General features: G+C 64.9%; 21 protein-coding genes. 8 read left to right on the top strand and 13 right to left on the bottom strand.

The window, feature by feature from the left end:
• Positions 1 to 143: 143 nt before the first annotated feature.
• The 3 genes from QA609_RS04175 to QA609_RS04185 form a co-directional block, all read right to left on the bottom strand.
• Complete coding sequence (locus tag QA609_RS04175) at positions 144 to 1,133, bottom strand: acetamidase/formamidase family protein (RefSeq protein WP_278301324.1); 990 nt, start codon at positions 1,131 to 1,133, stop codon at positions 144 to 146.
• Between the two features lie 94 nt (positions 1,134 to 1,227).
• The gene (gene glyS, locus QA609_RS04180; protein WP_278301325.1) at positions 1,228 to 2,997 is read right to left on the bottom strand and encodes a glycine--tRNA ligase; all 1,770 of its coding nucleotides are present in this window, start codon (positions 2,995 to 2,997) and stop codon (positions 1,228 to 1,230) included.
• Positions 2,990 to 3,841, bottom strand: coding sequence for a CBS domain-containing protein (locus tag QA609_RS04185; protein ID WP_278301326.1), 852 nt, complete (start codon positions 3,839 to 3,841; stop codon positions 2,990 to 2,992). The genes glyS and QA609_RS04185 overlap by 8 nt, the downstream gene beginning before the upstream one ends.
• 131 nt (positions 3,842 to 3,972) lie before the next feature.
• Between QA609_RS04185 and QA609_RS04190 the strand changes: the two genes are divergently transcribed.
• Together QA609_RS04190 and QA609_RS04195 are read left to right on the top strand one after the other, a co-directional pair.
• Positions 3,973 to 4,134: a hypothetical protein gene (locus tag QA609_RS04190; RefSeq protein ID WP_278301327.1), complete on the top strand. Its 162-nt coding sequence runs from the start codon at positions 3,973 to 3,975 to the stop codon at positions 4,132 to 4,134.
• Positions 4,135 to 4,203: 69 nt separating this feature from the next.
• Positions 4,204 to 4,710 carry a hypothetical protein gene (locus tag QA609_RS04195; RefSeq protein WP_278301328.1) on the top strand — a complete coding sequence of 169 codons (507 nt, stop codon included), beginning with the start codon at positions 4,204 to 4,206 and terminating at the stop codon, positions 4,708 to 4,710.
• Between the two features lie 52 nt (positions 4,711 to 4,762).
• Here the strand turns inward: QA609_RS04195 and QA609_RS04200 are convergent, their stop codons facing one another.
• The 6 genes from QA609_RS04200 to QA609_RS04225 form a co-directional block, all read right to left on the bottom strand.
• Positions 4,763 to 4,918: a hypothetical protein gene (locus tag QA609_RS04200; RefSeq protein WP_278301329.1), complete on the bottom strand. Its 156-nt coding sequence runs from the start codon at positions 4,916 to 4,918 to the stop codon at positions 4,763 to 4,765.
• A 175-nt stretch (positions 4,919 to 5,093) separates the two neighbouring features.
• Complete coding sequence (locus tag QA609_RS04205; protein ID WP_278301330.1) at positions 5,094 to 6,431, bottom strand: oligopeptide/dipeptide ABC transporter ATP-binding protein; 1,338 nt, start codon at positions 6,429 to 6,431, stop codon at positions 5,094 to 5,096.
• Entirely contained in the window at positions 6,424 to 7,539 is a 1,116-nt protein-coding gene (locus tag QA609_RS04210; RefSeq protein WP_278301331.1) for an ABC transporter ATP-binding protein, read from the bottom strand. The genes QA609_RS04205 and QA609_RS04210 overlap by 8 nt, the downstream gene beginning before the upstream one ends.
• 2 nt (positions 7,540 to 7,541) lie before the next feature.
• Positions 7,542 to 8,543, bottom strand: coding sequence for an ABC transporter permease (locus tag QA609_RS04215; protein ID WP_278301332.1), 1,002 nt, complete (start codon positions 8,541 to 8,543; stop codon positions 7,542 to 7,544).
• Positions 8,544 to 8,545: 2 nt separating this feature from the next.
• Positions 8,546 to 9,544: an ABC transporter permease gene (locus tag QA609_RS04220; protein ID WP_278301333.1), complete on the bottom strand. Its 999-nt coding sequence runs from the start codon at positions 9,542 to 9,544 to the stop codon at positions 8,546 to 8,548.
• A gap of 96 nt (positions 9,545 to 9,640) precedes the next feature.
• On the bottom strand, positions 9,641 to 11,320 hold the full coding sequence (locus QA609_RS04225) for an ABC transporter substrate-binding protein (protein ID WP_278301334.1): 1,680 nt from the start codon (positions 11,318 to 11,320) through the stop codon (positions 9,641 to 9,643).
• 355 nt (positions 11,321 to 11,675) lie between these two features.
• Between QA609_RS04225 and QA609_RS04230 the strand changes: the two genes are divergently transcribed.
• From QA609_RS04230 to QA609_RS04245, 4 genes are all read left to right on the top strand, one after another.
• Positions 11,676 to 15,290 (top strand): DNA polymerase II large subunit, encoded by a 3,615-nt coding sequence (locus QA609_RS04230; RefSeq protein WP_278301335.1) that lies wholly within the window; start codon positions 11,676 to 11,678, stop codon positions 15,288 to 15,290.
• Positions 15,291 to 15,384: 94 nt separating this feature from the next.
• A complete protein-coding gene (locus tag QA609_RS04235) occupies positions 15,385 to 16,920 on the top strand; it encodes an alkaline phosphatase (protein WP_278301336.1) in 1,536 nt (511 codons plus the stop codon).
• 262 nt (positions 16,921 to 17,182) lie between these two features.
• On the top strand, positions 17,183 to 17,482 hold the full coding sequence (locus tag QA609_RS04240) for a hypothetical protein (protein ID WP_278301337.1): 300 nt from the start codon (positions 17,183 to 17,185) through the stop codon (positions 17,480 to 17,482).
• A 39-nt stretch (positions 17,483 to 17,521) separates the two neighbouring features.
• Positions 17,522 to 18,421: a 2-dehydropantoate 2-reductase gene (locus QA609_RS04245; protein ID WP_278301338.1), complete on the top strand. Its 900-nt coding sequence runs from the start codon at positions 17,522 to 17,524 to the stop codon at positions 18,419 to 18,421.
• 54 nt (positions 18,422 to 18,475) lie between these two features.
• Here QA609_RS04245 and QA609_RS04250 read toward each other — a convergent pair whose 3' ends face one another.
• Both QA609_RS04250 and QA609_RS04255 read right to left on the bottom strand, forming a co-directional pair.
• Entirely contained in the window at positions 18,476 to 18,832 is a 357-nt protein-coding gene (locus QA609_RS04250) for a NifU family protein (protein WP_005554935.1), read from the bottom strand.
• 48 nt (positions 18,833 to 18,880) lie between these two features.
• The gene (locus tag QA609_RS04255; RefSeq protein WP_278301339.1) at positions 18,881 to 19,198 is read right to left on the bottom strand and encodes a DUF5783 family protein; all 318 of its coding nucleotides are present in this window, start codon (positions 19,196 to 19,198) and stop codon (positions 18,881 to 18,883) included.
• A gap of 163 nt (positions 19,199 to 19,361) precedes the next feature.
• Between QA609_RS04255 and QA609_RS04260 the strand changes: the two genes are divergently transcribed.
• Both QA609_RS04260 and QA609_RS04265 read left to right on the top strand, forming a co-directional pair.
• A complete protein-coding gene (locus QA609_RS04260; RefSeq protein WP_278301340.1) occupies positions 19,362 to 19,742 on the top strand; it encodes a hypothetical protein in 381 nt (126 codons plus the stop codon).
• A gap of 252 nt (positions 19,743 to 19,994) precedes the next feature.
• A complete protein-coding gene (locus QA609_RS04265; protein ID WP_278301341.1) occupies positions 19,995 to 20,747 on the top strand; it encodes a PHP domain-containing protein in 753 nt (250 codons plus the stop codon).
• Here QA609_RS04265 and QA609_RS04270 read toward each other — a convergent pair.
• The gene (locus QA609_RS04270) at positions 20,744 to 22,249 is read right to left on the bottom strand and encodes a DHH family phosphoesterase (protein ID WP_278301342.1); all 1,506 of its coding nucleotides are present in this window, start codon (positions 22,247 to 22,249) and stop codon (positions 20,744 to 20,746) included. The two genes, QA609_RS04265 and QA609_RS04270, sit on opposite strands and share 4 nt — an antisense overlap.
• Before the next feature lie 60 nt (positions 22,250 to 22,309).
• On the bottom strand, positions 22,310 to 22,660 hold the full coding sequence (locus QA609_RS04275) for a hypothetical protein (protein WP_278301343.1): 351 nt from the start codon (positions 22,658 to 22,660) through the stop codon (positions 22,310 to 22,312).
• Positions 22,661 to 22,800: the final 140 nt, after the last annotated feature.

The raw sequence follows: 22,800 nt of genomic DNA on the forward strand, positions 1-22,800 counted from the left end.
CCGCGGTAGGGCAATCGACTGGCAACGGGATGACTCGAAACGGGATCATGTCGCCGGTACGGTCCCAACGAATATGTGTGTTCCACAGGCTCCCACCACAACGGAATCCGCCGATTCGGGGGTCCTCCGCCTCGATCACGGTGCTACCGCTCGAGTTCGTGCGACCGCCGACGCTCCTCGGGGAAGATACTCTCCGGCAGGTACGCCGAGACGACCCAGTTCGGGGCGTTGACCGCCTCGCTGACCTTCAGGTCGACGGCGGCCGAACACAGCATGTACGCCTCCGCTCGCTCGAGTCCGCGTTCGGCCACCATGTGGTCGATCTGTTGGCGAATCGCCGCTCTCGACGCCTCGAGCAGATCGTCGCCGACCCCGGTCGTCCCGTACATCGGCTCGTCCCGACCGGTCGGCGTGAACGGCCCCGTCGTCTCGAACTGAGGCTGTTCGATCGACATCTCCGAACGAAGGCTGAACCGACACGTCACCGTCATCGGCGCCTCGATCCCGGTGCCACAGACTTCGCCGTCGCCCTGTGCCGCGTGGCAGTCGCCGACCGAGAACAGCGCGTCCTCGACGGCGACGGGGAGGAACAGCCTCGAGTCCGCCGTGAGGTGTTTGATATCGAGGTTTCCGCCGACCGACCGCGGCGGGAACGTGCTGTGGGCCCCTTCCTCGGCGGGTGCGACACCGATCACGCCGGGGAACGGATCGATCGGGACCTCGATCCCGTCGACGAACCGGGCGACGCCGTCCTCGAGCTCCCAGACGTACAGATCCGGCTCCGGAAACTCGTCGGCCAGGAGTCCGAGCTCCATCGCTCCGGGCAGGATCAGCGTCTGTCCCCACCCCTCGTGCTCGAGGGCGAGCAGTTCGACCTCGAGGACGTCGCCTGGCCGAGCCCCCTCGATCGCGACCGGTCCCGTCAGCGGATGGATCGGCTCGACGTCGATCGCCGCGATATCCTCGGCCGTCGAGCCGGGGCCGAGCTGTCCGTTCGTCGCGTCCCGACAGTCGAATCGGACGACGTCGCCCGGCTCGACCGTCAGCGCCGGCTCGAGGTTGTTGTCCCAGCTGCTGTGAACCGCGTCGTCCGCGCTCACCCGATGATCCACCGAGTACGTCTCGCCTGACATTCGAATACGGTATGAGGGCCAATAAAATAAGGATACTGCGACAATCGCTGTATCGGTGGCCGTCGCCTCAGGTCGACCTCGAGAGATGGCGACGCTACAGCGCCTCGAACTCGCGGTCGCCGTTCCGGATCGCGGCCAGCGTCTCGGCGAGGTCGTCGACGGACAGTCGCTTCTGGTCGGTCGAGTCCCGCTCGCGGACGGTGACGGTCGTCTCCTCGGCCTCGACGGTCTCGTAGTCGATCGTCACGCAGAACGGCGTGCCGACCTCGTCCTGGCGGCGGTAGCGCCGACCGATGTTACCAGAGTCGTCGTAGGTGATCGATAGGCCCGCCTCGCGGAGGTCGTCGACGACGTCGTTCGCGACGGCCTCGAGCTCGTCGTCGCTCTGTAGGGGGAAGACGCCGACGAAGGTGGGCGCGACCTCGGGGTCGAGCTCGAGGTAGGTTCGCTCCTCACCGTCGACCTCGTCCTCGCTGTAGGCGTGATGGAGCACGGTGTAGACGACCCGATCGACGCCGAAGGAGGGTTCGATCACGTGGGGCGTGACGTGCTCGCCGGCGATCGTCTCCTCGTCGACCGAGAACCCGGTCTTCTCGACGGGGAGCTCGTGGGTTTCGCCCTCGAGTTCGATCTCGACGCTGTCGCCCTCAAATGCCGATCGGTCGCGCTCCGCGAGGGCCTCGAGCTCGGCGACGACGTCCTGGGCTGCGCCGCCGAACTCCGGCCCGAGGAAGCTCATGTCGGGATCGACGGTCGCCCGTTCGACGGTCTTGGGCTCGTCGTACTGCTTGAAGACGGTAAAGCGGTCCTCGGAGTACTCCTCGTGTTTCGAGAGGTCGTAGTCGGTCCGGTTGGCGAAGCCGGCCATCTCGATCCAGTTCCCATCGATTTCGCTCTCTGCGTCCCAGCAGTCCGCGGCGTAGTGGGCCCGCTCGCCCGAGAGGTGCTGGCGGAACCGGAACCGATCCATGTCGACGCCGACGGCCTCGTACCACGGTTTGGCGATCCCGAGGAAGTACGCGACCCATGCGTCGCCGATGATCCCCTCCTCGACGGCCGCACCGATCGTCGTCTCGATCTCCGCCCCGTCCTCGTCGTTCTGCTCGCTGACGGGGTACAGGCGGACCTCGACGTCCTCGACGCGTTCGAGGGGTGGTTCGTCCTCCTCGGGATCGACGAAGTACTCGAGTTCGGCCTGGGTGAACTCCCGCGTCCGAATAATGGATCTGCGCGGACTGATCTCGTTGCGGTAGGCTCGCCCGATCTGGGTGACGCCGAAGGGAAGCTGGTTGCGGGCGTACTCCTTCAGGCGCGGGAACTCGACGAAGATCCCCTGTGCGGTCTCGGGGCGCAGGTAGCCCGGCTGGGAGTCGCCGGGGCCGATGTTCGTATCGAACATCAGGTTGAACGTCTCGACGGCCTGGCCCGCCAGCCCCGCGCCACAGGCGGGACAGACGAGTTCGTACTCGGCGATGACCTCCTCGACCTCCGGAATGGGGAGACTCTCGGCGTCCTCGTACTCGGTGTTGTCCTCGACGACGTGGTCTGCACGGCTGCTCTCGCCACACTCCGGACACTCGATCAGCATGTCGTCGAACCCCTCGAGGTGGCCCGACGCCTCGAAGACCGGCTCGGGCATGATCGTCGGCGCGTCGATCTCCATATTGCCCTCCGCGACGGCGAAGCGGTCGCGCCAGGCGTCCTCGACGTTCCCCTTCAGCGACGCGCCCTGCGGACCGAACGTGTAGAAGCCGCCGACGCCGCCGTAGGCGCCCGAGGACTGGAAGAAGTAGCCTCGACGCTTGGCGAGTTCGACCAGCTTCTCGCTGGTGGGCTGGTCCGTCGCGTCGTTCGCCTCACTCATAGAGCGCCTCCAGGAGGTCGACGTCTCGCACGACGCCGACGAGCTGTTCGCCCGTCACCATCGGGAGCTGTTCGATGTCGTTGCTGATCATCTTCTGTGCGGCGTCCTGGATCGACGTCTGCGCCGAGACCGTCACCACGTCTTCGCTCATGAACTCCCGGACGGAGCCGTTCGGGATCTCGATGTCCCGCGTCGGCAGGTAACGACTCCCGACGCCCTTGATTCCCTCCCAGGACCACTGGGCGTCCTGGTCTGGGAAGTTGTCGCCAGTCTCCTCCTCGCCCTCGACGATGCGGGCGACGTCGATGATATCGACCTCCGTGAGCACGCCGCTCATCTTTCCGTCGTCGTCCAGCGCGACGGTGTAGGGAACGTTCGCGTAGTACAGCTCGCGCTCGGCGACCGGCAGCGGCGCACCCTCGTAGGTCGTGTTGACGTTCCCGCTCGAGTGGCCCTCGACGGTGTCGTCGGTCTCCTGGTCGCCGGTCGCGATCGCGTGGACGACGTCGGTCACCGTGACGATCCCCTCGAACGCCCCATCAACCACCGGGATTCGTCGCTCACCCTCGTCGAACATCAGCCGGGCGACCTCCTCGAGGGAGGTGTCGGCCGTCGTCGAGGGCACGTCGTCCATCAGCATGACGAGCTGGTCCTCGTCGGGCTGTTCGATCAGGACGTCCCGCGAGACCAGCCCGCGGTACTCCACCTCGCCCCCTTCCTCCGCGACGACCGGAACTGACGAGAACGACTGTTCCTGCAGGTACTCGAGGACGTCCTCGCGAGTGCCTGGTAACTCGACGGTCACCACGTCTTCCCGCGGCGTCATCGCGTCGGCTACGTTCATTATGGTACCCGGTACGGCGAAAATGAGTATAAACCCAGTGTTTCACCTGCGGACGGGTGCGCCCGACCTCGTGCAGACGGCGAACGGACCGATCCGACGCGTTTATATGTGGGAGGCATTCACATTCATGTATGATGTCATCTGATGTCACTCTCGTCGGTGACGAGACGGTCGTCGGTGCGGTCGATCCGACCGAGTCCGGTGACCGCTACGTTATCGCGGACGTCTCGACGGACGACGCATGGCTCTCGATGCGGGCCGACGACGCGCCGACGCTGCCGTCGATGCAGTAAGCCACAGTTTCGCGAGTGGCCGCCCGTCTCCCCACAGTATTTGCGCCTCAGGCACCTCCTTCTCCATAGATGGTTGGACCGACCCCACGGAGCGACCGGAGCGAACGATCCGGTGCCGACGCCGACGACTCCCGGTATACGACCGCGAACTTCCTCGCCGCGCTGGTTCCGACGGCGCTGGCGCGACGACTGCTCCGCGTCTCCGTCGAAACCGACCGCCAGGTCTACGACCGCGACGACTCCGTCGAGATCACCGTCGAGTTCAAGAATCCGTTGCCGGTGCCGATCGATATCCCGACCCCCGAGCAGCGCCGGTGGGGGTGGACGGTCGACGGACTCCTCGAGGCCAGCGACGAGAATCGCTACACCCGCAGCCGGCCGAGTTCCTTCTCGTTCGCCGGCGGGGAACGGAAGCGAACGTCGTTCGTCTGGAACGGTCGATTCGAGCGACACCACGAGAACGGGCCCCGCGAGTCGGTCGTTCCCGATCCCGGCGAGTACGAGATCCGTGTCTTCGTGGCGACCCACGAGGGGACGTTCCGACCGACTGCCACCACCACCGTCACGCTCCGTTAAAAGAACCCGTTACGTCGATCGTCCGTCGACTCCTCTCGAGTGCGACCGTCGACTACCCGGTTAGCATCCCGCCGGCCGGAGCCTGCATTTCGGGTCGGCCGTCGTCGCTCGTCTGAACGCCGGTGAACTCCGGCGAGTTGTCGATCGCTCGTCGCGCCTTCGCACCGAACACGGCGGTCGTCGTCAGGATGGACATAATCTTACTCATTCACGAGTTAATACTGGCCCTGGCCGCTTAAGACTTTATACCACCAAAGATAGTGCTGTATACTAGTTCCCACGGGATACGTCTCACCCTATCAAACGGCGGCGAGCAGAGTTATCGGACCTAACGAGCGCACGGCTCACGGATCGGAACGCGCCTCGGAGAAGGTCGCCGGGGATCAGCGGTGGAGGTGACAGGCTGCGAAGTGGGTATCGGTACCGTACTCCGGCTGAACCTCGTAGGCCGGCCGCTCGGTCGCACAGATACTTTCGCGGGCGAACGACTCGAGCAGGAGCTCGCGGGCCTCTCTCCAGTCGTCGTGATCGTCGGCGACGTCCTCGGACGCCGCGTCGGGATCGGTCGCGACGAGATCGATCGCCTCCGCGACGATCTCACCGGCCTCGCCGCGGGGAAGGTTCCCGCCGAAGAACTCCTGGCGGAGCTCGCCCGCGGGCATCGGCTCGAACGTTCGGCGCTTGACCGACCGCATGAACGCCCGCGTGTGGCCCCACTCCTCGTCGGTCCACTCGTACCCCTCGGGAGCGATCAGGCGCGGACACCGGGTTCGGAACCGACAGCCCGAGGGCGGATCGATCGGGCTCGGCACCTCACCCTCGAGAACGCCCCGGGCGTCTCGCTCCCGCGGGTCGGGGACGGGGATCGAGTCGAGCAGCGCCCGCGTGTAGGGATGCTGGGGGTTCTCGAACAGTTCCTCTTTGTCGGCGAGTTCGACGATATTCCCCAGGTACATCACCGCGACGCGATCGGAGATATGGCGGATCACCGAGAGGTCGTGGGCGATAAAGAGGTAAGTCAGGCCGAACTCCTCCTGAAGCTCCTCCATCGTGTTCAGCACCTGGGCCTGAATCGAGACGTCGAGCGCCGAGACGGGCTCGTCACAGACGATGAACTCCGGATCGACCGACAGCGCTCGCGCGAGGTTGACCCGCTGGCGCTGTCCACCGGAGAACGCGTGCGGGTAGCGGTTGTAGTGATGGGGGTCGAGCCCGACCTTCTCGAGCAGCTCCTTCGCCCGCTGCTCGCGGCCCTCGCCGTCCAACATTCCGTGGGCTTGCATCGGCTCCTCGACGATCTTGCCGACCTTCATTCGCGGGTCGAGCGAGGCCTGAGGATCCTGGAAAATCATCTGGATCTCCGACCGTTTCTGCCGGAGTTCTTCGCCGCTCATCTCCGCCAGATCCTGCCCCTTGAAGTCGATCGTTCCCTCCGTCGGCTTGAGTAGCCGCAACAGCGTCCGACCGAGCGTACTCTTCCCGCAGCCCGACTCGCCGACGAGCCCCAGGGTTTCGCCCCGGCGGATCTCGAAGTCCACGTCGTCGACGGCCTTGACTTGTTGCTGGCCGACTTCGATCGGCGGGAACTGGCTCGAGTCGAAGGAGAGCCCGCTCAGGAGTCCCGAGTCCTGGTTGAAGTACTTCTTCAGGTTCCGAACCCGGACCAGCGGCTCGCCATGACTGGTCTCGCTTGCCGTTCCCGAGTCGGCCGGACTACTCACCGTCTTCACCTCCCGGCGTGCTCGCGGTTAGCTGTGGCTCTTTCTCGAGCGGCGGGCTCTCGTCGTAGCCGACGTCGAAGACGTCGTGTTTGACGCAGGCCGCGTTGTGCGGGTAGCCGTCGGCGCGGTCTACCTCCTTGGGTTCCGGATGCACCCGCTGGCAGACCTCTCTGGCGTCGGGACAGCGCGGGTGGAACCGACAGCCCGATGGCGGCGAGATCGCTTCCGGCATCACACCCTCGATCGGTTCGAGTTCCTCGACCGTGCGGTCGGGCCGAGGCATCGACTTCAACAGCGCCTGCGTGTAGGGGTGTTTGGTGTCGTAGAACAGCTCGTCGACCGGCGCCTGCTCGATGATTTCCCCGAGGTACATGACGTTGACCCGGTCGCAGATCTCCGCGACGACGCCCATGTCGTGGGTGACCCAGACGAAGCTCGTGCCGTACTTCTCCTGGAGGTCGTCGACGAGGTCGATGATCTGACCCTCGACCGTGACGTCGAGTGCTGTCGTCGGCTCGTCGGCGATGATGAGACTCGGCTCGCAGGCCAGCGCCATTGCGATCAACACCCGCTGGCGCATCCCGCCGGAGAACTGGTGGGGATACTCTTCGTAGCGCTCCTCGGGATCGGGAATGCCGACCTCTCGGAGCATATCGATCGCCTCCTGCTTGGCTTCCTTGCCGGAGAGGTCGCGGTTGAGCTCGATGAACTCCCGGATCTGTCCCCCAACCGTGAAGACGGGGTTGAGTGACTCCATCGGATCCTGAAAGATGACGGCGATCTCGTTGCCACGGATCCGGTCGCGTACCGCCTTGTTCGAGAGCATGTCCTCGCGCTCGCGGAGTTCGCCGTCGGGACCCTCCTCGAGTCCGAAGAGCGTCTCGCCCTTGTAGGTAATCTCGCCGGCGACGATCTCGCCGGGGTGTTCGACGAGCCGCAGCAGGCTCATCGAGGCGACGCTCTTCCCGGCGCCGCTCTCCCCGACGAGGCCGACGATTTCGCCCTCGTGAACCTCGAAGGAGATTCCGTCGACTGCCCGCACTGTACCAGCGTTCGTAAAGAACTGCGTCTTGAGATTTTCGACGCGAAGTAGTGGTTCGGAACTCATTGTTAGTCCTCAAGTCGTGGGTCGAGAGCGTCCTGGAGACCGTCTCCGAAGAGGTTGAACCCCATAATCGTGATCATGATCGCCAGTCCCGGCCAGATTGACAGCCAGACGTTCGAGTGCATGTAGCCGTGAGAGGTGTTGAGCATCTCGCCCCAGTCCGGCGTCGGGGGTTGGGCCCCGAATCCGAGGAACGAGAGGCCGGCGACGATGAGGATCGTCACGCCGATCTGCAGGGTGGCGTACACCATCACCGGCGCGAAGCTGTTGGGGATAATATGCCGGAGGATGATGTTTCGGTCCTTTACTCCGGCCGCCCGCGCGGCCTCGATGTAGTCCATCTCGCGGACGGACAACACCTCGCTGCGGATAATCCGAGCGAACACCGGCACGAACGCGAGTCCAACGCCGACGATCGCGAACCGGACGTCCGGACTGCCGCCGCTGACGAAGACGGTAAAGACGATGATGAGGATCAGCGGTGGGATCGCGTACACCGTCTCGACGGCACGCATCAGCGCGTCGTCGACCCAGCCGCCGTAGTAGCCGGCGACGGCCCCGACGGCCGTGCCGCCGACCAGTCCGAGAAACGTCGCGGCGATCCCGACGGTAACCGATACCTGGGCTCCGTAGACGATTCGGGTGAAGTAGTCCCGACCGTTCGGATCGGTACCCAGCGGGTGCGAGAGCGAGCCGTCGGCGTGGAACACAGGCGGTTGGTTCGTCTCGGCCTCGCCCGGTGCCGGCAGCCGTTCGGGATGTTCGAAGAACGGGAGCGCCTCGGCGAACGTAAAGTCCGACATCGCGCCGAACGTGAGCCGGGAGAGGTTGCCATCGACGAGCGTGTAGGTCGTGATCGCGAGAACGAACCCGATAACGTACAGTCCCCAGCGGGCAGTCGTGTCCTGTTTTATTTTCCTGACGGTATTTCGCCACCCGGTGTCTGGCTCGACTCCCTTTTCGGCCGGTTCGGATCCGCTTCCGACCTGTGATTCACCTACTGCCATGATTACTCACTCTCCCCGTACGTGACGCGTGGATCGATGTACGCGTACGCGATGTCGGTAATGACGACACCGATAACGAACATCGTCGCGATGATCATCGTAATTCCCATGATAAGCTGATAGTCGAGTTGTATGATCGCCTCGTAGAACAGCCGTCCGAGCCCGTTGATGTCGAAGACGAACTCGATGAGGACGGAGCCCCCCAGCGCTGTCGAGAGGTTGAGTCCGACGATCGTAATGATTGGCAGCTGAGCGACCTGGAACGCGTGCTTCCGCATGATCGTCCGTTCGGGGACGCCGTAGGCTCGCGCGAGCTTGACGTACTCCCCCTGCAGGGACTCGATCATCTGGGTGCGTTCGACCCGCATCAGGGTCGCCATCTGGAGCGTCCCGAGTGCGATCATCGGCAACAGCAGATGGCGTATCACCTGGTAGAAGTGTTCGCCGTATCCGTCGTGGCCGTACGTCTCCGGCGACCACCACGGATAGACGAGGTCGCTGGAGGGCAACCAGCCGAGCTGGACTGCAAAAATCAGGATCAGCATGATCCCGATCCAGAACGATGGCGTGCTCACGCCGAACAGCGCGACGATGCGCGAGACGTGATCGAAGGGGTCGTTGCGTCGCTTGGCGGCGATAATACCGAGAGGGATCGACGTGGCGAGCGCGAACACGTACGCCGAGAGCACGAGCAACAGGGTTGGACCGATCCGGTTAGTGATCAGCTCGGCGACGGACGCGTTCCGGTGGAAGCTATGGCCCATATCACCCTGCACGAGACCGCCCATGTAGGTGAGATACCGCTCGTGTATCGGTTGGTCGAGTCCGTACTGTGCTTCGATCCGCTCGATCGTCTCCTGATCGGCTTCCTGTCCCTGTAGCATGAGCCTGACCGGATCGCCGGGGGTCAGGTTGGCGAGAGCGAAGGTAAGGATAGAAACACCAATCAGAACCGGGATTGCCTGAACGAGTCGATAGGTCGTGTAGCGAAGGAGTCCCATATATCGGACTGTAATCGGATTATTATTTCGGTTATTTAATTCCTTCCGTGTGGAACGGGTTACGCATCGAGGAATCGAATTCGACACCCGGTGACGCTACTCGTCGATCCAGGTGTTCTGGTACTCGGAGACGATACGCGGGTTGTAGCTCACCGAGGGATGTGCGTGGAGGTCCTTGACCTCCTCGCGAGCGGCCATCGTGTTGTGCTCGGAGTAGGCCGGCAGCACCGGCATCTGCTCGATGATCTCCTCGGTAACGTCGATGTACAGCTCACGCCGTTCCTCCTGGTCGGCGCTCTGGCGGGCGTTCATGATGTTGTCGTGGAACTCGCCCTGGCCCTCGTAGAAGTGACCCTGCCCGACGCCTTCCTGGCTCTCGTGGAAGAGGTTGTAGTAGTAGACGTCGGGGTCCGGACCGCCGGTCCAGCCCAGCAGGTACATCTCGTAGTCGTCGGCGTTGCCGGTCGGATAGGTGTCGACGAGCGTCGCGAACGACATCCCCTGAACGTCCGCTCCGTATCCGATCTCGCTGAGCCGCGACCCGATCCGCTCGGCCAGCGCCTCGCGCGGTCCACCCTCGGGCGCGATGATGCGCGGTTCCCAGTCGTCGGGGACGCCGGCTTCCTCGAGCAGCTCCTGAGCCTGGTCAGGATCGTACTCGGGCATCTGTTCCTGCCAGTCGTCGACTGGGAAGTCCCACTCACCTTCCTCGTTAGTGATCTGCGGGACCGGGCTCGAGAGCGCGTCGGCTGCGGGGCCGAGGTGGTCGTCGACGAAATCCTGCATTGAGAACGAGTGACCGACTGCGCGGCGCACGTCGGGATCGGTCGTCTCTCCCTCGTTGCAGTTGAACGCTAGGTACATGTACGACGGGCTGCGCGAGCCGTGGATCCGGACGCCGTCCGCGCCGTCGACCTCGTCCCACTCCGTCGCGGGCACGGTGTCGATGACGTCGGTGTCGCCGGCGAGGATCTGTGCGACGCGGTTCGCGTCGTCGGGGGTCGCCTCGAACCGGATCTGCTCGACGTACGGCTGGGGCTCGTCCCAGTAGTCGTCCCAGCGCTCGAGTTCGACGTACTCCCCTTCCTGGAAGTCGGCGAACTGGAAGGGACCGGAGCCGATCGGATCCGTGTTGAACGCGTCGGTGTCCTCCGTTCGAAGGTCCTCGGGAACGACGTTGATCACGACTGTCGAGAGCGTGAAGGGCCCGTAGGGGTGTTCGAGGTTAACTTCGAGCGAGTAGTCGTCGATCGCCTCGGCCGACTCGATCATCGCGTACGTCGCCGCGTTCTGTGTCTCTTCTTCGACCGGTGCGGTAAAGGAGTGGGCGGCGTCGCTTGCGGTGACCTCGTCGCCGTTGTGGAACTCGATACCCTCTTGGATGTCGATGTAGTACGTCTCGCCGTCGTCGTCTTCCTCGGGCATCCCGTCGGCGATCTTCGGTTCGACTCCGAGGCCGTCGTCCCACTCGTAGAGGCCGTCGAACACCAGGTTGACGACCTGCTGGCTGTAGGAGTCGAACGTGACGACAGGGTCGAAGTCTTCGTCTCTGTCGGCCGGCTGGAGGAACTCGAGGGAGTCGCTCCGGTCCTGGTCGTCGGGCTCTTCCCCGTCGTGTTGGTACTCGCTGATATCTGCGACCTCGTCCTCACCGTTACCGTTGCCGTTTTCGTCGTCGCCGTTCCCACCGATGCACCCTGCAACAGCCGCTGCGGAAACCGCAGCACCCGAGGCGAGCATGTGCCGTCGGGTCCATACCTGCTGGTTGTTTGCCATTCTCACAGTAATGGCCGTAGAGACAAACTATATATGTTTTGGTTTATGGTGAACGAGTACCGCCCGCGGAGACACCTTTGTACACTGTAGGTCTCTTGTGTTCACACACCTTGTTCATCCATATATGATTTTTTATAATTTTATATGTGTGGTGCCGCTGGTAGGCCGATTTCCCCCTTCGAGCGAACGAGGCGCGTTCGACACCGACGAAGTCGGCTGTGACCGGTGCGCTTTTTCTCCCGGCCGACACAGTAGTGTCGTATGAACTATCGAGCCGTCGAGATCAGGGACGAGCACGCCGGTAGCCTCGAGGGCGAGTACGACGAGACGACCGAACCCGGCTCCCGGCTCTGAGATGCGCGAGGAAGACGAACGCTACTTCGAGCGACTCGAGTCCCAGCTCGATACCGCGTTCGACGTCGCCGAGCGGGCCAAAGAACGCGGCGGCGATCCGAAACCCGAAGTCGAGATCCCGGTTGCCAAGGACATGGCCGACCGCGTCGAGAACATCCTCGGGATCGACGGCGTCGCCGAGCGCGTCCGCGACCTCGAGGGCGAGATGAGCCGCGAGGAGGCCGCCCTCGAACTCGCGGAGGACTTCGCGGAGGGGCGAGTCGGCGACTACGAGACGAGAGCCGGCAAGGTCGAGGGGGCGGTCCGCACTGCAGTCGCCCTGCTCACCGAAGGCGTCGTCGCCGCCCCCATCGAGGGGATCGACAGGGTCGAACTGCTCGAGAACGACGACGGCACCGAGTTCGTCAACGTCTACTACGCGGGGCCGATCCGCTCGGCCGGCGGGACCGCACAGGCACTCTCGGTGCTCGTCGCCGACTACACGCGCGCGCTCGTCGGGATCGAACAGTACGACGCGCGCCAGGAGGAGGTCGAGCGCTACGCCGAGGAGATCGGCCTCTACGACAAGGAGACGGGGCTGCAGTACACCCCGAAGGACAAGGAGACGAAGTTCATCGCCAAACACCTTCCGATCATGTTAGACGGGGAGGCTACCGGCGACGAGGAGGTGTCGGGCTTTCGGGACCTGGAGCGCGTCGATACCAACAACGCCCGCGGCGGGATGTGTCTCGTCCTGGCCGAGGGGATCGCGCTGAAGGCCCCGAAGATTCAGCGCTACACCTCCGCGCTCGACGAGATCGACTGGCCCTGGCTGCAGGACCTCATCGACGGCAACTACGCAGACGACGCGGCCGACGCGGAAGAAGACGAGGGCAACGAACCGGACGAGGAGTCCGACGGCGACGACGAGCGCGAGACGGAGCCGGCCGAACCCGAGGGCCCCGTCCGAGCGAAGCCGTCCCAGAAGTTCCTCCGGGATCTGATCGCCGGCCGTCCCGTTTTCTCTCATCCGAGCGCCGAAGGCGGCTTTCGGCTCCGGTACGGCCGTGCGCGTAACCACGGCTTTGCGACCGGCGGGATCCACCCCGCGACGATGCACCTCCTCGACGACTTCCTCGCGACCGGAACCCAGATCAAGACCGAGCGGCCGGGCAAGGCCCACGGAATCGTCCCCGTCGACACGATCGACGGCCCGACGGTCAAACTGGCCAACGGCGACGTCCGCCGGATCGACGACCCCCAGGAGGCCCTCGAGATCAGAAACGGCGTCGAGCGGATCCTCGACGCCGGGGAGTACCTGGTCAACTACGGCGAGTTCGTCGAGAACAACCACCCGCTCTCGCCGGCCTCGTACGTCTTCGAGTGGTGGATCCAGGATCTCGAGGCTGCGGGTGCGGACGTTCAGGCCTTCGAGGACGATCCCCGGATCGATCTCGAGAACCCTGACGCCGACCGGGCCCTCGAGTGGGCCACAGCGTACGACGCACCGCTTCACCCCCAGTACACCTACCTCTGGCACGACATCTCCGTCGCGGAGTTCCGTACGCTCGCCGACGCGGTCGCGAACGGTCGGGTCGAGCGCCCCGACGAAGGCGCCGGAACGCTCGTCCTCGCACACGACGAGACCGTCCGCGAGGCCCTCGAGGCGATCATCGTCGAGCACCGCCAGCGTCCCGACGACGGCCGGATCGAGATCGACGACTGGAAACCGTTCGCTCACACTGTGGGCTGTGAGCCCAGAGAAACGGTCGCCGACGGCGCGGCAGCCGACCCCGACGCCCGGGATCGACGTCCGACCGTCGAACTCGAGCGCACCTGGAGCGACGACGATCTCTCCGAGCGCGCCCGCACGTGGGGCCACGAGGAGGAAGGCGACAACGCCGTCGAGGCGGTCAACGAGGTCGCGCCCTTCGCGGTTCGAGAGCGTGCGCCCACGCGCGTCGGCAATCGGATGGGACGACCCGAAAAGTCGGAGCGCCGGGACCTGAGCCCGCCGGTCCACACCCTGTTCCCGATCGGCGAGGCCGGGGGTCCACAGCGCAACGTCGCCGACGCGGCCAAACACGCCGAGACGATGTCCGATACGCCCGGCGTCGTCGAACTCGAGATCGGTCGCCAGCGCTGCGAGAACTGCGGGACGGAGACGTTCAAGAATCGGTGTCCGGACTGCAACGAACGGACGACGCCCGACTACCGCTGTCCCGACTGCGAGACGCAGATCGAACCCGACGAGGCGGGTCGCGTCGAGTGTGGCCACTGCGAGGTCGAGGCGACCTGCGTCGAGCGCCGCGAGGTCGACCTCAACGAACAGTACCGCGATGCCCTCGAGTCGGTCGGCGAGCGCGAGAACGCCTTCGAGATCCTCAAGGGCGTGAAGGGACTCACGTCGACGACGAAGGTTCCCGAACCGATCGAGAAGGGTGTTCTCCGAGCGAAACACGACGTCTCGTCGTTCAAGGACGGCACCGTCCGCTACGACATGACCGACCTGCCCGTCACCTCCGTACGGGCCACCGAACTCGACGTCGACGTCGGCCAGCTTCAGGCGCTCGGCTACGAGGCGGACATCCACGGCGACCCCCTCGTCCACGAGGACCAGCTGGTCGAGCTGAAGGTGCAGGATATCGTCCTCTCGGACGGCGCCGCCGAGCACATGATGCAGACCGCCGACTTCATCGACGATCTGCTCGAGCAGTACTACGGGCTCGAGCCGTTCTACGAGCTCGAGGATCGACAGGAGCTCGTCGGCGAGCTGGTGTTCGGGATGGCGCCGCACACGAGCGCCGCAACTGTCGGGAGAGTGATCGGTTTCACGAGCGCGGCAGTCGGATACGCGCATCCGTACTTTCACGCCGCGAAACGCCGCAACTGCGACGGAGACGAGGATTGCGTAATGCTCCTCATGGACGGGTTATTGAACTTTAGTGAAAGCTTCTTGCCAAACCAGCGCGGGGGGAAGATGGACGCACCTCTGGTCATGTCCTCGAGGATCGACCCCTCCGAGATCGACGACGAGGCCCACAACATGGACATCGCCTCGCAGTACCCTCGCGAGTTCTACGAGGCGACCTTGGAGCAGGCCGACCCCGGCGAGGTCGACATTCGGATCGGCGAGGACACGCTGGGCACCGACGGCGAGTACACCGGGTTCGAACACACCCACGACGTCACCGACATCGCGATGGGGCCCGACCTGTCGGCGTACAAGACGCTCGGGTCGATGATGGAGAAGATGGACGCCCAGCTCGAGCTCTCCCGGAAGCTCCGGGCCGTCGACGAGACCGACGTCGCCGAGCGAGTGATCGAGTACCACTTCCTGCCGGATCTGATCGGGAACCTGCGGGCCTTCTCTCGCCAGGAGACCCGCTGTCTCGACTGCGGCGAGAAGTTCCGCCGGATGCCCCTGACCGGGGACTGTCGGGAGTGTGGCGGCCGCGTCAACCTTACGGTCCACCAGGGGTCGGTCAACAAGTACATGCAGACCGCGATCCAGGTTGCCGACGAGTACGACTGCCAGGACTACACGAAACAGCGCCTCGAGGTGCTCGAGAAGTCCCTCGAGAGCATCTTCGAGAACGACAAGAACAAGCAGTCGGGAATAGAGGACTTCATGTAACTTTGTGAGTTCGTTCGTCGATCTCCTGTCGGTGCTATATTTACCAGTAGACTGAAGGCAAAAATCCGATACCGTGGTGTGTTGTCTCCCTGCTATGGGCCACGACAACTGTTGTAGTGGTAGTATCGCTCCCGACCCGGAGGCGCTCCCGTCGGTCGCAACCGAGCGGCGATCGTTCATCAAGGGAGTCGGTACACTCACCGGGGGTGCTGCCCTCTCCGGCCGAGCGGCTGCCGACGACAGCGACGAGAAGAGTGATTCGGACCGCACGGAGGAGTGTCGAAACGCGATCACCTTCATTCACGACGGGATGGGCCCGACTCAGGTCACGGGCGCTCGCTACCTCAAGGCCTACCAGGAGGATGCAGAGCAGTTCCCGCTGAACGCCGATCCGTCCGAGACGCCGCTGCACATGGACCGCCACGAGGCCCACGGGACGATGACCGTCTTCCCCGACGATCCCAACGAGATCGTCATCGACTCGGCGGCTGGAGCGACGAGTCCTGGCGCGATCGACTGTGCCGCCTCGGCCACCGGGATCGGTGCCGGGGTCAAGACGTACAACGGCGCGATCGGCGGCATCAGAAACGAGGACGGCGAGTTCGTTCCCGTCGAGACGATCCTCGAGGCGGCCAGCGATGCGGGGCTCGCGACGGGGCTGGTGACGACCACGCGGATCACCCACGCGACGCCGGCGGCGTTCGCCGCCCACGTCCCCCACCGGTCGATGGAGGACGAGATCGCCGAGCAGTACATCGACGAGGCCGACGTCGACGTCCTGTTGGGCGGTGGAAAGGCCCACTTCGATCCCGACCAGCGCGACGACGGGCGGGACCTGCTGGGTGCCGCAGAAGAGAACGGCTATCAGATCGTCGAGACCGCCGACGAACTCGGTGACGTGGATCAGACACCCGTCCTCGGACTCTTCACCGAGGACGACAGCCACCTGAACTACTACCTCGATCGCCAGTCCGACACGACCCAGCCGGGATTGGTCGAAATGACTGAGAAGGCCCTCGATCTGCTCTCGAGGAACGACGAGGGCTTTTTCGTCATGGTCGAGGCGGGACGGGTCGATCACTGCGGACACAAAAACGATCCGGCGATCCTCGACGAACAGCTCGAAGGTGACCGAGCCGTCGGCACCTGCCTCGACTTCGCGCGGGACGATGGGACGGCACCGACGACCGTCGTAACGACAGCGGACCACGAGTGTGGCGGCTTCTCGCTCGGTCGCGACGGGATATACAACGTCGACTACGAGATGATCGACGCGCTCCAGGCCAGCGTCACCGAGGGGATCGTACCCGCGATCGACGAGGACGTCGAGGACGTTGCAGACCTCCAGACCGTCATGTCCGAAGTCGCCGGAATCGAACTCGAGGACGTGGATCGAAACCATTCCGACGCCGATATCTACCGAGCGATCGATCTCGGTCCACTGTACGCCGAGGTTCCTGCGCTTCGAGACATGCTCAACAGACAGATGCTGATCGACTTCACCTCTCACGGTCACACAGGCGTCGACGTGCCGCTGTACGCCGACGGGCCGAACGCCGAGTTCTTCGACCGAGCGCGGGACAACACCGATATCGCCGACGTGATGGCCGACGCGCTAGGCGTCAAGTGACGAGTCACGCCTGGCTCGAGCGTCTCGCCGGGAATTTCGATTTTCGGAGGGCTGATGCCGGAGCCTCCACCGTTGTCGTTCGGTAGTCGCTTCGCTCTCGTCCGACCGTGATCGGGCCCAGCTGGAATTGGTATCGCGTCTAGTGATTTATATCTGTGTTGGCAGTTGTTCTGCAGCGCACAGAACGCTCTCGAGAACGGGACACTCAGTCCGTCCGAAGACCGTACGTCCTTTATGTTCGTCCGGAGCGTCGGGGATGGGTATGACCGAAGAACAGGATACGCCCCGTCTCGGGTTCGGGACGAGGATCTACACCGAGGACGGAACGCAGGTCGGCCGCGTCCGCGGGTTCGACGAGGACGGATTCTACGTCACGGCTCGAGAGGGCCTCGAGGGGATGAGCGTCGAGCACGTCCGATCGGGCAAGGAGTTCGGCGAGGCGGAGCTGATGTGGCGCTGCTGGGAGTGTGGCGAGATGGGACGGCTCAACTCCGAGCTACCCGAGAGCTGTCCGTCCTGTGGCGCCGATCGCGAGGATCTGTACTACTGGACCGAGGACTAACGACAATCGTTTTCACCGCTCCGAAACCACCCTCGAGCGATGCAGATCGTCATCTTCGGCGCCGGCAGCCTCGGGAGCCTCGTCGGCGCCGTCCTCGCGCGCGACCACGAGGTAACGCTCGTCGGTCGCGAGAGCCACGTTACGGCCGTTCGAGAGCGCGGGCTCGTCCTCGAGGGCGAGCTCGAGGCGACGGTCGAGCCGCGGGCGACGACCGACGGGGCTGGACTCGCGGCCGACCTCGCGGTCGTGACGGTGAAATCCTACGACACGAGAGGGGCCGCCGAAACGCTCGCGACGGGGGCGTTCGACGCCGTCCTCTCCCTGCAAAACGGGATGGGAAACGAGACGGTGCTCGCCGATGCGCTGGACGAGCCCGTCCTCGCCGGGACGGCCTCCTACGGCGCCGTCCTGCGGGAGCCGGGGATCGTCGAGTGTACCGGTATCGGTGAGCTCGTCCTCGGCGACCGTCGCGGGGGCGAATCCGCGATCGCCGACCGTACCGCCGACGCCTTCCGTTCGGCCGGGCTCGAAGCGACCGTCTCCGAGGCGATGCCCCGTCGGCTGTGGGAGAAGCTCGCGGTCAACGCTGCGATCAACCCGGTGACGGCGCTGACCGCGACCGAGAACGCGGCGGTGCTCGAGGAGCCGGCTGCCGACCTCGCTCGAGGGGCGACCCGCGAGACGGCCCGCGTCGCCCGTGCCGAGGGCGTCGGGCTCTCGAACCGCGAGGCGCTCGCGGCGACGGAGCGAGTCGTCGAGGAGACGGCGGCGAACACCTCCTCGATGCGCCAGGACGTCCTCGCGGAACGCCGAACCGAGATCGACGCGATCAACGGCTACGTTCTCGAGCGAGCGGTCGAACACGGGCTCGAGGTCCCGACGAATCGCACGCTCGCGGCGCTCGTGCGAGCGTGGGAACGGGGACGTGGTCTGCGGTAGAGTCCGGCAGCTCTCGACTCGAGCGAAAACACGAGAACGGATCGAAACGACGCCTTAGAACGGAGCCTCGGGTCCTTCGTCGGCCTCGCCGTCGTCGACGGTCTCGCCGGGGAACGACGGCTCCATGCCGCCACCCATGTCGTCGCCGCCATCCATACCGGTGTGGGCGTTGACCTTCTCGATCTCGGGAATTTCCTTGACCATTCGGCTCTTGATCGCCTGGATCGTCATCGGCGAAATTCCACAGCCACTGCAGGCGCCACCGAGCGCGATGGTGACCTCGCCGGACTCGCGGTCGAGGTCCTGAATCGCCGCCGAGCCGCCGTGCATCTGGATCTGCGGGAAGTTCCGTCGCAGGAAGTTCGAGACGCGGTCCTCGAGGTCGTCTCCGTCCTGAGTTTCGGTGCTCATGTCTCGCCGTTGGGGGCGAACCTCCCTAAACCTTCCGTCGCTTCCCGTTCAGTCGAACTCGAAGACTCGCTCGAGTTCGCGCTCGATCTCCTCGACGTAAATCTCGAGGATCTCCTCGAAACGGTCCTCCTCGACCAGCACGCCCGTAACCCGGTCGTAGGGGTCGTCGGGAAGTTCGACGCGGAACTCGCCGTTTCCGTCGTAGAAGGGTTCACTTTCGTTCAGGACCTGCTGGTCGATCGCGTGGACCAGTTCGGAGTCGTAGCGGTCGTTCATCCGGTTGAACGCGTTCTTGTACGCCTGCTGGAGTTCGGGGAAGTAGTTGGCGTACTTGTCCTCGAACTTCTCGGGGTCGAACTCTGCCATACCGTCTACGAACGCGAGCGAGGACAAAAGTCGGACGATCGGCCGCTTGACCCCCGTTAACACAGACACTAGTAACGACCCTGACACGGTACGGGGTTCCTACATACGACCCACGCACACGCAGGCGGCACCACCATCCCTCTCACCGGGATAGCGAGCCACGATGTCATCCGATCAACACCCCGTCCCCCCGGAAGCCCTTCCACCGGGATGGGGGCCGGTCGAGTGCTGCCGTGGCTACCTCGCGTACCGTCACGCTCGACCGCCGATCGAACTCATTGCGGACCGGACCACCGCCGACGGTTTCCACCCCGGGCTCGGACTGAGCCACTGCTGGGAACTGCAGTACCAGTACGCACTCGACGACCGGGCGATTACCGAGTGCATCGGTCGCGTGCCGACCCGGCAGGCGGCCGTCGAGGGACTGCTCGAGTGTATGTCCCGACTGCACGACCGCCTCGAGAACCGGACCGACCCGCTCGAGATTCGGACCGTTCTGGACGGCGTCTCGCTCGGCGACGCGATTCCGGACGGTTCCCGCTGAGGGCCCGGACTCGTGTCCGCCGTAATGACCTCTTACTCGGCCGTTCGCATCCAGTTACGGCCACTGCAGTTTCTACGACCGGTCGGGTCAGAAGCGAGTTCGCCGCCATCGGTCTCTCGTGGTGAGGCAGTCGGCTCCGGACGGAGCCAATAAATTGTATATTACGATATAGAATCCGTCGGCGAGGCGTGGCGGAGCGCTTATGCGACCGACCGAACTACCGTGTACAACGGACGCTACTCGAGAGGTCTCATGACAGCTCAGATCCCTTTCGCCATCGACTTTCACGTTCACTCGGACGACTCCTACGACGGTCACGAACCGATCGAGCTCGTTCTCGAGCACGCGGCGGATATCGGGCTCGACGGAGTCGTCATCACCGACCACGACGAGATCGGTGAGTCACTCCGGGCCGCCGAGATCGCGCCGGAGTACGGCCTCGTCGGAATTCCGGGTGTCGAGGTATCGACGCGACACGGCCACCTGCTGGCGATCGGCGTCGAGGAGCGACCCGATCCGGGCCAGCCGTTCATGGAGACGGTCGAGACGGTTCGCGACCTCGGCGGCGTCGCGATCGTTCCACACCCGTTCCAGCGCAGCCGCCACGGCGTTCGCAAGCGCCACATCGAGGACGCGGACGCGATCGAGGTCTACAACTCGATGCTGTTTACCGGCTACCGCAACCGCCGAGCACGAACGTTCGCCAGACGGCGAGAGTACCCCGAGATCGGCGCCAGCGACGCTCACTACCTGCCGAACGTCGGCCGCGCCTACACCGAGATCCTCGTCACACCGGACGCCGCGAACCCCACCAAAGCCGAGATCGACGGCGATGACCTCATCGACGCCATCCTCGAGGGACGGACCCAGATCCGAGGCAAGCGCACGCCGGTGTACAAAAGCTCGATCCAGTACGCCAAGGGAGCGGTCCGGAAGTCGACGTATCTGTTGACCTCGCGTGCGCCGCTGGTGCCGACGGTGCCGGCGTCGATGGACCGCTCCTAACCGAGCTGGTCGCCGACGATCTCGTCGGCCCGTTCGACGAACTCCGCCTCCGCCCCCTTCGGAACCGTCGCACCGGCGGCGACGTCGTGGCCCCCGCCGTCGCCGCCGACCGCCCGCGAGGCCTCGCCCATTACCCGCGAGAGATCCAGTCCCTTCCGGACGAGACTGTGGGTACTACGGGCCGAGACCTTGATCTCCTCGACGTCGGTCTCGGCTCCGTCGTCATCGTCTCCACCCTTTTCGGCGAACGCGAGGATCGGCTTCGATCGGCTGATCCCGTCGTTGCCCATCGCCATCCCGGCGACGATCCCGACGATCGTCTCGCGGATGCGATCCTCGGCGTGGAACCACTGGACGTGTGCCTCGTGGGTGACGCCCTCCTCGGTGACGAGGTCGATCCCCTCCGAGAGGTTTCGGCGGTGGTTGCGCAGGAGCTTGCGAGCGCGCTCGAGTGCGCCCTCCCGATCGCCCAGGCAGACGCCGAGGCCGACGTCGGCTCGCTCGTAGCGGGCGGTCGCGTTCAGCAGCGTCGAAAACTCGCTGGCGTCCCGTAGCTCCGTGCCGACCGGCTCCTCGCTGAGCACGTAGCTGGTGGCGACGAGCCCGTCGATCTTCGACGCGGGGACGCCCCGCTCGACGGCTCGCTTGACGAGGGCGCTGGCGACGGTCTGTTGTTCCTCCCTGGTCAGCTCGGCCCAGCAGCGCCACTCGCCGTCGGACTGTAACTCGAGGCCGAGCCCGTCGAGAAACGAGAGGGCCCCGCGCTGGTCGTTCGAGATCCCGGGGATGCGGACGTCGGTCGCGTACTCGAGGAGCTTCGGCAACGGGCGGGTCTGTTTGCCGTACAGCGCGAGGTCGGTCCCGGTCTCGACGACGCCGGCCTCGACGCCCTCGGCGACGATGCCCTCGTTGGCGCCGTGGAGTTCGCCGCCGGACGCCTGCATGTCACCGACGGCGCCGACCACCGCGAGGGCGGCGAGGTCGCGGTTGTCGGCGCGTGCGGTCGCGGTTCCTCCGTCCGCCGCCGTGATCGGTCCGCCGTCGTCGTCGGTTCCGGCCGTGAGTTCGGCGAGCGCCCGCGCGAGAACGTAGCTCGCTCCCGCACCCGACAGCTCCGAGGCGCCGTCGATCCCGAACAGCAGCGGGTTGAGGTGGTAGTCGGTCTCGTGGTCGGCGGGCTGGTGGTGGTCGGCGATGACCGGCGTGAACGCGCCCGCGTCCTCGTACTCGCCGATGATATCGAGCTGGCCGCTGCCGAAGTCCGTGAACAACACGGTGTCGTAGTCGGTCGCGGCGATGTCGGCGATCGCGGCCTCGTCGAGCTGTTTCTCGAAGACGCTCTCGAAGGGGATCCCCGCGCGCTCGAGTGCCCGTGCGGCGATCGCGGCGCTGGTCAGTCCGTCGGCGTCGATGTGGGAGGCGAGCAGCACTCGATCGCAGTCACGGAGGTGTCGTGCGCACGCGAGCGCTCGGTCGTCGAGTTCGGGAACCGGTCCGGTCATCGGTTCATCGGTCGATTGTGAGTCGGCATACGGGATAAAGCTCCGGTCCCGGCCGAACGGTTAGGCGGCGATCGGGGAGTTCCCCGACAGCAGCAGGATGACGTTGTTCGTCACGAGCACGAGGTAGACGGCGACCATCCCGCCGACGAACCGACGGTCGATCGGATCGGAGAGGAGGTGTCCGATCGCGACGACGATCGCGGCGTAACAGATCGCGGCGACGGCGACGCCCGGCAGGCCGAGCAGTTCGTAGAACAGCACGGTAACGGGATTGAGTTCGGTCGCGTAGGGTACCAGAAAGAACAGCGTGGCGGCGACCATGTCGATCCCCCAGAGGACGAAAAACGCGGCCCGGAGCCCGACCGTTCCCGGGGGGTCGAGTTCGAGCGTGTGAGATCGTTCTACCGTCATTCGACGCCCACTAGCCGTCCGGAGAGATTATGAAGCATCCTTGCGAGAGCCAACTGTGACGCCTTCGCACGGCCCCTGACGGGTTCGGGCCGGCTCCTTCGAGCGCCCGCCACCGCCCTCGTTCGATCCGACAGCCGAGA

The organism is Natronococcus sp. A-GB7 (assembly GCF_029688865.1).
Taxonomy (GTDB): domain Archaea; phylum Halobacteriota; class Halobacteria; order Halobacteriales; family Natrialbaceae; genus Natronococcus.